The 8,350-nt window shown below is 69.6% G+C and carries 8 protein-coding genes; 2 read left to right on the forward strand and 6 right to left on the reverse strand.

The features are described 5' to 3' along the window. The 6 genes from OPF83_RS17095 to OPF83_RS17120 all read right to left on the reverse strand — a co-directional run. Window positions 1-1,290, reverse strand: a 1,290-nt coding sequence (locus OPF83_RS17095) for a putative T7SS-secreted protein (protein WP_375546292.1), incomplete at its 3' end; no start/stop codon positions are given. 25 nt (window positions 1,291-1,315) lie between these two features. Next, complete coding sequence (locus tag OPF83_RS17100; RefSeq protein WP_264888836.1) at window positions 1,316-1,984, reverse strand: hypothetical protein; 669 nt, start codon at window positions 1,982-1,984, stop codon at window positions 1,316-1,318. A gap of 103 nt (window positions 1,985-2,087) precedes the next feature. After that, entirely contained in the window at window positions 2,088-4,319 is a 2,232-nt protein-coding gene (locus OPF83_RS17105) for a DUF6531 domain-containing protein (protein WP_264888837.1), read from the reverse strand. Next, the gene (locus OPF83_RS17110; protein ID WP_264888838.1) at window positions 4,312-4,734 is read right to left on the reverse strand and encodes an SseB family protein; all 423 of its coding nucleotides are present in this window, start codon (window positions 4,732-4,734) and stop codon (window positions 4,312-4,314) included. The genes OPF83_RS17105 and OPF83_RS17110 overlap by 8 nt, the downstream gene beginning before the upstream one ends. A gap of 44 nt (window positions 4,735-4,778) precedes the next feature. Continuing rightward, window positions 4,779-5,600: a CoA ester lyase gene (locus OPF83_RS17115; RefSeq protein ID WP_264888841.1), complete on the reverse strand. Its 822-nt coding sequence runs from the start codon at window positions 5,598-5,600 to the stop codon at window positions 4,779-4,781. A gap of 108 nt (window positions 5,601-5,708) precedes the next feature. Beyond that, window positions 5,709-6,089 carry a VOC family protein gene (locus OPF83_RS17120; protein WP_264888843.1) on the reverse strand — a complete coding sequence of 127 codons (381 nt, stop codon included), beginning with the start codon at window positions 6,087-6,089 and terminating at the stop codon, window positions 5,709-5,711. Window positions 6,090-6,205: 116 nt separating this feature from the next. Here OPF83_RS17120 and OPF83_RS17125 point away from each other — a divergent pair, with 116 nt between their 5' ends. Both OPF83_RS17125 and OPF83_RS17130 read left to right on the forward strand, forming a co-directional pair. After that, complete coding sequence (locus OPF83_RS17125) at window positions 6,206-7,240, forward strand: ATP-binding cassette domain-containing protein (protein ID WP_264888839.1); 1,035 nt, start codon at window positions 6,206-6,208, stop codon at window positions 7,238-7,240. Next, a complete protein-coding gene (locus OPF83_RS17130; protein ID WP_264888840.1) occupies window positions 7,237-8,109 on the forward strand; it encodes an ABC transporter permease in 873 nt (290 codons plus the stop codon). Before OPF83_RS17125 ends, OPF83_RS17130 begins: the two co-directional genes overlap by 4 nt. The last annotated feature ends 241 nt before the right edge of the window (window positions 8,110-8,350 follow it).

Below are 8,350 nucleotides of genomic sequence, written 5' to 3' on the forward strand. Positions count from 1 at the left end.
GGGACTTGGGCCGGGACCGTTGTCGGGTCCTGCCGGGCGGGGCTGGTCTGCGCCGGTGCTGGTGTCGGTGTTGGTGGGTGTGGGGCTGTCGGGTCGGGCTCCGGGGTTGTTGGGGGTCCCGGGTGTGTCGGGGCGTGGGGCTGGTGTACCGCCCGTGGAGGGGGTTCCGCCGCCGGTGCTTGGACGGTTGGTTGGGGCGAGGTCGCTGACCTTTTCCAGGGTGCGGACGGCCCGCAGCGGGACCGAGCCGCCGCCGGTCATGGCGGCCAGTGCGGCGTCGGGGGCCAGGCTGCCCAGGAACTTGAACGGGTCCTCCTTGGCCTCGTTGACCATCGCGTCGACCACGGCTCCCGGGTCGGCGGCTGCCGAGACGATCCCGGTCCCCAGGTCAGACATGGACGACATGTACTCGGCCGGGTGAGTGAGGTTATAGGTGTCGGTCGGGTTGACCGACCGGATGAATGCCACCGTCCCGGACACGGCGGTGGTGGCGCCCTCGACGAACGACAGGCCCCACTGTGTGCCCACGGCCTGCAGGTCCTGGACGTTTTGGGCCATCCGGGTGAGAAAGGGCGGCTCCTGCGGTGCGGTGGCGGCCGCGGCAGCCAACTCGCCCGAGGCCACACCGGCGGCATTGTCGCGTTCGATACGCGCCGCCCGCAGGATCTGCTGGGCCTCCTCCTTGAGCGCGGCCGCCTTCTCGTCCAGCGTCGAGGACGCCTTGTCTTCGGAGGACTTGGCCGCATGCATCTTCTCGAGCTTCTCGGCCTGTTTCCACTTCGCGATCGCCTGACGGGCCTTGCCCTGCTGGGCCTTCAACACCCCGGCGAACGTTTCATACGCACCCGAGGCGGACTCGAACGCCGTCGCGGCCTCGGACCACAACCCGGGCTGCTGGCTGTAGACGGCCTCGAACGCCTCGGCCCCGTCGCCGGCCCAGTCGTTGACCTTGATCGCCGCCAACGCCTCACCGGTCGAGCCGATCCCCTCACCCATCTCCGTCAGGGTGGTGGACTTGTCGACGATCGCCGACGGCTCACCGCGGATCAGCTCCTTAGGATCTTCGGTCTGCCCCAGTTCCCGCTCATTGAGCTCGGCGCCGGTGAAACTGGCCACCTCGTCGGCAGCCTCGTGCAGGGCCTCTCCACCGGAATCCCACCCCAGGTCCGACACCCGGTCACCGGACCAGCGCAGACCGTCCTCGGTCCGGTCACCGAGCCACTCCACGGACTCCTCGGCCGCGTCCTCGACCCATTCACCGGCCGAGTTGATCGCATCGAAAAAACCCATCAGTGTCTCTGGGGCCAGAAATCAGCTAGCGAGATTCGTCGCCCGCGCCAGCGCCGTCACCCGCGCCCTGAGCCTGCTGCTGGAGTTTTTCCGATTCGCCCGAATTCCATGCCGGCGGCGGGAAACCGGACTCATCGGCATACGTGCCGCCAGTGATCGGGTTGTTCACCCACATCAGGTTGGAGGCGGCCTGCGGCGCCATCTGCTTGATCGCCTCGTTGTTCTGGTCGATATGCTCCGACGCCTGCTGGAACGACTCGGCACTGTAGTCCGGGTTCATCATGTGATTGACCGGATTGTCCGCCCACGTCTCGCCCCACGACCGTTCGTGGATCTCGTCCTCGGACAGGTGCGGATTGCCCATGGTGTTGGTCACCATCACCTTGAACGTGCCGGAGATCTGCTCCTCCATCGAGTTGTACAGACCCGCCGACAAGTCGAGGGATTCCGCGATGTTGTTGGCCGACTGCACCAGGCTCCGCACCCCGGTTGACCACCGCTCGGCGAACTCCTCCGACGCCTTCTGCACGTCCTGTTTGCCCGCCTCCTCCGGCGTCAGGCCGGCACGGGAGAACCCGCGCCCCACATTCCCCGCCGAATCAAACCCCAACTCACCCAGAGCGCCCACGGTGGAGGAGATACCCTCCGACGCCGCGTTCAACGCCTCGGTACGCGTCGAGAACTCGCCTGACATGCGTGTACCTCCTACAAGTGGTGCTGACCGGCCACGGGGCACGGATATGTGAAACACGATGCGAGACATGACGTTACCTGCCCACTACGACAGAACGGGACCCCTATCGCCGCTCCGGACCGTCGGATGTGATCAGTGTCATCAACGCCGCCGACACCGCGCCACCGGGCCGCGCCACCAGCGCGTCCACCTCGCGGATCCAGTCCCGGACCGTCATCCAGGCCACCGGCCGGCCGCGGAGGAACGGCACCGCCCGCAGCGCCTCGAACGGTCCGCCTGACTCGGCGACCGGGTCGCCCGGCACCCCGGCGGATCCCGTCACGTGACGCGTGGGTGTCGCCACCGTGCCCGACCGTCCGTCCGGATGCAGGACCCGCACCTGCTCTCCTGCGTCGGGCGTCCCCGGCGGGTCGAGCAGTGCCACCTGACCAGCCGGGTCGGCCAGCGCCACCCCCACGCACGAGTCCGGGTCGCACACCAGCCGGTCGGGGTGGAATCCGTCGAGCGCTTCCGGGGACGACGACGCGGGAGTCGAGGTCGGCGGGAGATCGAGTCCGGGGAGGGAGAGGAATGCGTCGCCGTCGTCGTCATACCCGTCATCGACGCCCGCGGCGCCGGACCCTCCCGCGACCTGACCCGACACCGCACGTCCACACGTCGCCCCCGCCACCGACCCGTCCGGGTGGCGCCGCAGGGTCGCCCTCAAGCCTCCGACCGTCAGCGACTCCGCCCGCCCGGCCGCGGTGAGGGACACCTGCACTGCGTCGTCCACGTCGGGAGCGGGGGCGGGAGCCGGCGCGAGGGCCGGCGCGGGAGGACCGTCCGCCTCGGGCTGCCACGTCCCGGCGCCCTCGACAGCCACCGCCACCGGCGAGCCCAGGATGTCGCGGCGGATGGTCACCACGTGGCCGTCGGGGTCCACCAGGGTCCGGACGAGTCCCGCCGGGGTGTTCTCCACCTGCGTCGTCCCACCGCCGGGGAACCCGATCCGCTCGAGCGCCCCCGTCGGCCCGGTCTCGAACGTGTGGGGCCGCGACCCCAGCGTCAGCGTGACGGGGAGCCCCCGCCGGTCCCACGTCGCGGTCCGGCGTGCGCCGTCGGGGCCCGTCACCGCCACCGGCCGGGACGGGGCCACGGACTCCACCACCCACGTCCCCTCGTCGGTCACCGCGCGCACCACCGCGCCCGAGTCCGACCTCGTCAGCACCAACTCCCGACCGCCCGCGACCGTGCGCACCGGCTGTCCCCGGTGGTTGACGTCGGTGACCTGCACGCCCGCCGGGGTCGAGCGCCGACGCTCCCTTCCGGACGCGTCGAACCCCACCACCCGCGCGACGCGGCCGTCGACCGACGTGGTGGTGAGGGTCCCCGCCCCGGACGGCGCGATGCGGTGATCGATCTCCGCGCCGTCGGAGGCGCGGGTGTGCACGACCAGTACGTCACCGTCGGTCCACCGCCGCGGCGCCGCGGGGGGAGAGGTGGGCACGGTGGCGCGCACCGGGGGAGGGTTGGAGAAATCGGGGTCGACGACGACGAGCTGCGCCACCGGCCGCCCGTTCACGACCGGCTGGGCAGGGTCCGGCTGGGCCGGGTCTGGTTGGGCCGGGTCCGGACCTGCCACCACCACGGCGAGGGACGTGCCCGAGGAGTGCTCGAGCAGGTGGGTGGTGTCGTACCGGCTCCAGCGGATCCGATTACCCCACGGGTCGGTGAGGGCCTCGACGGGCAGGACATGGGGGCTGTCCTTGGTGCGTGAACCGCGTGAGACGCCTGAGCCGGTCGCACTGGTCCGCTCGTCGTCAGTCTGTGGACCGGGGAAGTGCCACGTCCACTCGGTGGCGGGGTCGAACACGCGGAACCCGCCGCGGCCGGTACCCGCGAGCCACATCAGTGGCCCGCTCGTGGAGTGCGTGGCCTCCCGCGTGTCCGCGCCGGTCGTGCTCCCTGCACTGAGTGTCGCCGAGGTGTCGGTCGCAGCGGTGTCGGTCGCCGCGGTGACGGTCGCCGGGAACAGGACCAGCGCGCCGTCGGGCAGAACCAGAGCCGCTCCGCCGGCGTCGACGAGAAGTCGTACATCGAACGTCGAGCACCACCCGGGGCCGAACACCCCGGCCGGCCGGGAGGGGTCCGAGTCGTACGCGCGGACCAGGCGAAGGGGGAGGGTTCCGTCCAGATCCACCTCGGTGACCACCGCGAACGACCCGCCGCTGGCGAGGTCGATCGCACCCTCGCCGACCGTCGTACCTCCCGCGCCGCGAGCCCAGCGTTCCGGCTGGCGACGCGCGGCGGCCAGCAGGGTGGCGTCGGTCGCGGGGTCTGCGGCGGGGTCAGTCATCAAGGTCCACCGCCCACTCCGCGTGGGGGACGAACTCGGTGGTCGGCGGGAAGGACATGGCGTCCTCGGAGCCCGGATCGACGAACAGGCCGGTGCGCTCGGTGAACTGTGGCAGGAGGGTGTCGAGGAGTTCCGCACCCGCCCTGACGAGCCACCGCCACCCGGCGCTTCCGCCGGGCCCCGCGCCGTGCCGTTCCGCGAACGACTCCGCCAGTTCGGGGGTCGTGAAGGCGCACACCCAGCGTGGGCCCGGTTCTCCGCCCACCGGGTACCGGAACGACACTGCGATCCCGTCGGCGTCGACGGCCACCAGGAATCGGGTCTGCCGGAGGGCACGGGCCAAGGCGGGGGGACTGCCGAAGCCCTGTTGGAAGGCGCGGATCTCCTCGGTGACCGGTGCGGGCGGCGTGGTCACCGGGATGTCCCCCTTCCGGGTTTGGTGTGGTCCGGGTTGGCGGGTCAGTGGGCGCCGGCGAAGGCCTGGGCCAGGCGTGAGATCTTCTGCGCCCGGGCCAGACGCGGCAGGTCCGAGCCGTCCTTGGCGCGCTCGCCGCCGGGACCCAGCTCGTCGATCACGGACTCGGCCCAGGAGACGTCTGCGGCGGACGGTGCCAGCACCTCGTTGATGTACGGCGCCTGGTCCACGCGCAGGCACAGTTTGCCGGTCATCCCCATCTCGACCGCGTGCTCGGCGGCCTCCATGAGGACCTGCGTGTCGTTGGAGATGGTGGGTCCGTCAATCGGCGGAGCGACCCGGGCGATGCGGCTGGCCACCACGAACTGCGACCGCGTGTAGGCCAGCGCGATCTGCGAGGAGCCGATGCCGGTGTCGCGGCGGAAGTCGCCGACGCCGAAGGCCAGGCGGACGACCTGCTCGGACGCCGCGATCTCCGCGGCCTGCGCGAGGCCGTCGGCCGACTCGACCAACGCCACGATCGGCGTGTTCTCCGCAAGCCGCGCGGCCGTGAGGGCGACGTGCTCCGGATTCTCGGTCTTGGCGAGCATCACGCCGTCCAGCCCCGGGCAGTGCCCCAGCGCCATGAGGTCCTTCTCCCACTCGGGGGACCGGACGTCGTTGATGCGGATCCAGGCGTGGTTCCCGGCCTCGAGCCACTGCCGGACCTCGCGGCGGGCGCGCTCCTTCTCGGACTGGCGGCAGCCGTCCTCCACATCGAGAACCACGACGTCCATCTCGGAGTTGACGGCGGCGTCGAAACGCTCGGACTTGTCCGCCGGCAGGAGGAGCCAGGAGCGGGCGATCGTCGGCGGGATGGTCGACATGGGGCTCATGGGTTCCGGTCATCCTTTACTCGGGTGGTAGCGCGTCTCGCTCGATACCCGTCCACGATACGGGGGCTGGCGTCTACCTCCCCAAATAGATACCTGTCCCTACATCTCGGGAGAGGTGGCCAGCTGGATGAGATTCCCGCAGGTGTCATCGACGAGCATCGTCCACACCGGACCCATCTCGGTGGGAGGTTGGGTGATCGTCGCTCCGCGCTCGACCAGCTGCTCGTGGACCTTCTGGATGTCGCTGACCTCGAACTGTGCCGCGGGTATACCGTCGGCGCGCAGTGCGGCGACGTACGCACGCGCGGCCGGATGCTGGTCGGGTTCGAGGAGGAGTTGCGTCCCGTCGGGATAGTCGGGATCGACGACGGTCAGCCACCGGAAGTCACCCACCGGCATGTCGACCTTCACGTCGAATCCGAGGATGTCGGTATAGAACCGGAGGGCGCGTTCCTGGTCGTCGACGTGGACGGAGGTCATGGAGATACGTGGCACGGTGCCGAGTCTAGGAGCGCCGGGGCACCAGGTGACAGTAACTGACCTGAAAGTTGTCCGAGGCTGTTGACTACCGGTCCGCGGGGCGACAATCTTTTCAGGTGAACGCTTCACCTCCCACGTCAGTGACACGCACCGGGCCCGCGATCGAGGCCGACTCGCTGGTGAAGCGTTTCGGCGATTTCACCGCTGTCGACGGGATCTCCTTCTCCGTCCCGACCGGATCCGTGCTCGGCCTGCTCGGCCCCAACGGCTCCGGCAAGACCACCACGATCCGCATGATGACCACCCTGAGTCCACCGACCTCGGGCACCGCACGGGTGGCCGGTCACGACGTGACCCGCGAGCCGGCCGCGGTCCGGAAGGCCATGGGGCTCACAGCGCAGGGCGCGACAGTGGACGAGCTCCTCACCGGTCGGGAGAACCTCCGCCTCATCGGAGACCTCTACGGTCTGTCCAAGAAGCAGGTCCGCGCCCGGGCCGACGAGCTGCTGGAGAAGTTCTCCCTGACCGATGCCGCCACCAAGGTGACGAAGAGCTACTCCGGCGGGATGCGTCGCCGACTGGACCTGGCGGCGAGCCTCGTCGCAGCACCGCCGGTGTTGTTCCTCGACGAGCCCACGACGGGCCTGGATCCGCGCTCGCGGAACGAACTGTGGGACGTCCTGCGTGACCTGGTCCGCGACGGCACCACTCTGCTGCTCACCACCCAGTACCTCGACGAGGCCGATCAGTTGGCCGACAACGTGATCGTGATCGACCACGGTAAGGTCATCGCCGAGGGCACCCCGCTCCAGCTCAAGGACCGTTCCGGTGCCGCCAGCCTCGTGATCACGGTGTCCCGGCCCGACGACGTCGACGCGGCGGTGCAGGTGCTGGAGGGGCGAATCGATGAACTGCACGTCGATCGGGATTCCCGCCGCCTCACTGCACCGTCCGAGGGGGTCGCGGCACTGGCGGGCATCTCCGCCGCGTTCACCGAGGCGGGAATCGAGCTCGACGACATCGGCCTGCAGCGCCCGAGCCTCGACGACGTGTTCCTCTCGCTCACGGGTCGCAGGGCCGAACCCGGCCCCGACGAGCCAGATCCGGAGTCGCCTGACACCACTGTGAGCACGAAGGAGACCCGGGCATGAGTACCGCTGCCGATCCCAATTCCTCGTCGTCGTCCCCGTCCTCCACGGGGACCTTCGTCGTGCCGGCCCGTCCCGACGGGCCGACGTTCGGCCGCCAGGTATCCGCGCTCGTGCGACGCAACCTGCTCCACATCCGCCGTCAGCCGGAAAACCTGGCCGATGTCACCTTCCAGCCGGTCATGTTCGTGCTGCTGTTCGCGTACGTGTTCGGCGGCGCGATCGCGGTGGCGGGCGGCAACTACCGCGAATGGCTGCTGCCGGGGATCATGGCGCAGACGATGGCGTTCTCCTCGTTCGTCGTGGCAGCGGGCCTGTGCAACGACCTCAACAAGGGCATCATCGACCGGTTCCGCACCCTGCCGATCCAGCGGGCGTCGATCCTCATCGCGCGGAGTGCCTCGAGCCTCATCCACTCCTCGATCGGTGTCGTGGTGATGTCGCTGACCGGCCTGATCGTGGGCTGGCGCATCCGCACGGGCCTCGTCGACGCCGTACTGGGGTACCTGATCCTTCTCGGATTCGGCTTCGTGATGATCTGGATCGGCATCGTCGTGGGTTCGCGTCTCAAGACGATCGAGGCGGTGAACGGCGTCATGTTCACCACGACCTTCCCCATCACGTTCCTGGCCAACACGTTCGCGCCGCCGGAGTCCATGCCGACGTGGCTGCGGTTGTTCGCCGAGTGGAATCCGCTCTCATCGGTGGTCCAGGCCATGCGCGAACTCTGGGGGAATGCGCCGGCCGTCGGCCCGGATGCCGCCCTGCCACTGCAGCATCCGGTGATCGCGTCACTCATCTGGATCGTGGGACTGACGGTTCTGATCGCGCCGATCGCGATCAAGGCCTTCGACGCCAGGACGCGCGATTAGCGGGGGCGCAGCCGGCGTCGGTTGCCGGCCGGGGAGGACCCGAGGCAGCGCGGGTAGGGGGCCGAGTGATGGGGAGACGGCCGGTTTAGTCGCAGGTTTTGTCGCCGGTTTGGTCGCCTAGCTCGACCACTAGGTCGACGACGACGAGGCCGCCGTACGCCGGGCAGTGTCCACTGGCCCGGTGTGGTGACTGGTGGCGCTATTAAGGTAGCTTGACCTGGGGATTTGGTGTTGTGGTGGT

Origin of the sequence: Dietzia sp. NCCP-2495, assembly GCF_026011735.1 — a bacterium.
Lineage (GTDB): Bacteria > Actinomycetota > Actinomycetes > Mycobacteriales > Mycobacteriaceae > Dietzia.

What these genes read in the sequence shown, in the direction of transcription:
- OPF83_RS17100 (WP_264888836.1), bottom strand. Translation starts at nt 1,984, where the DNA reads ATGTCAGGCGAGTTCTCGACGCGTACCGAGGCGTTGAACGCGGCGTCG.
- OPF83_RS17105 (WP_264888837.1), bottom strand. Translation starts at nt 4,319, where the DNA reads ATGACTGACCCCGCCGCAGACCCCGCGACCGACGCCACCCTGCTGGCC.
- OPF83_RS17115 (WP_264888841.1), bottom strand. Translation starts at nt 5,600, where the DNA reads ATGTCGACCATCCCGCCGACGATCGCCCGCTCCTGGCTCCTCCTGCCG.
- OPF83_RS17120 (WP_264888843.1), bottom strand. Translation starts at nt 6,089, where the DNA reads ATGACCTCCGTCCACGTCGACGACCAGGAACGCGCCCTCCGGTTCTAT.
- OPF83_RS17130 (WP_264888840.1), top strand. Translation starts at nt 7,237, where the DNA reads ATGAGTACCGCTGCCGATCCCAATTCCTCGTCGTCGTCCCCGTCCTCC.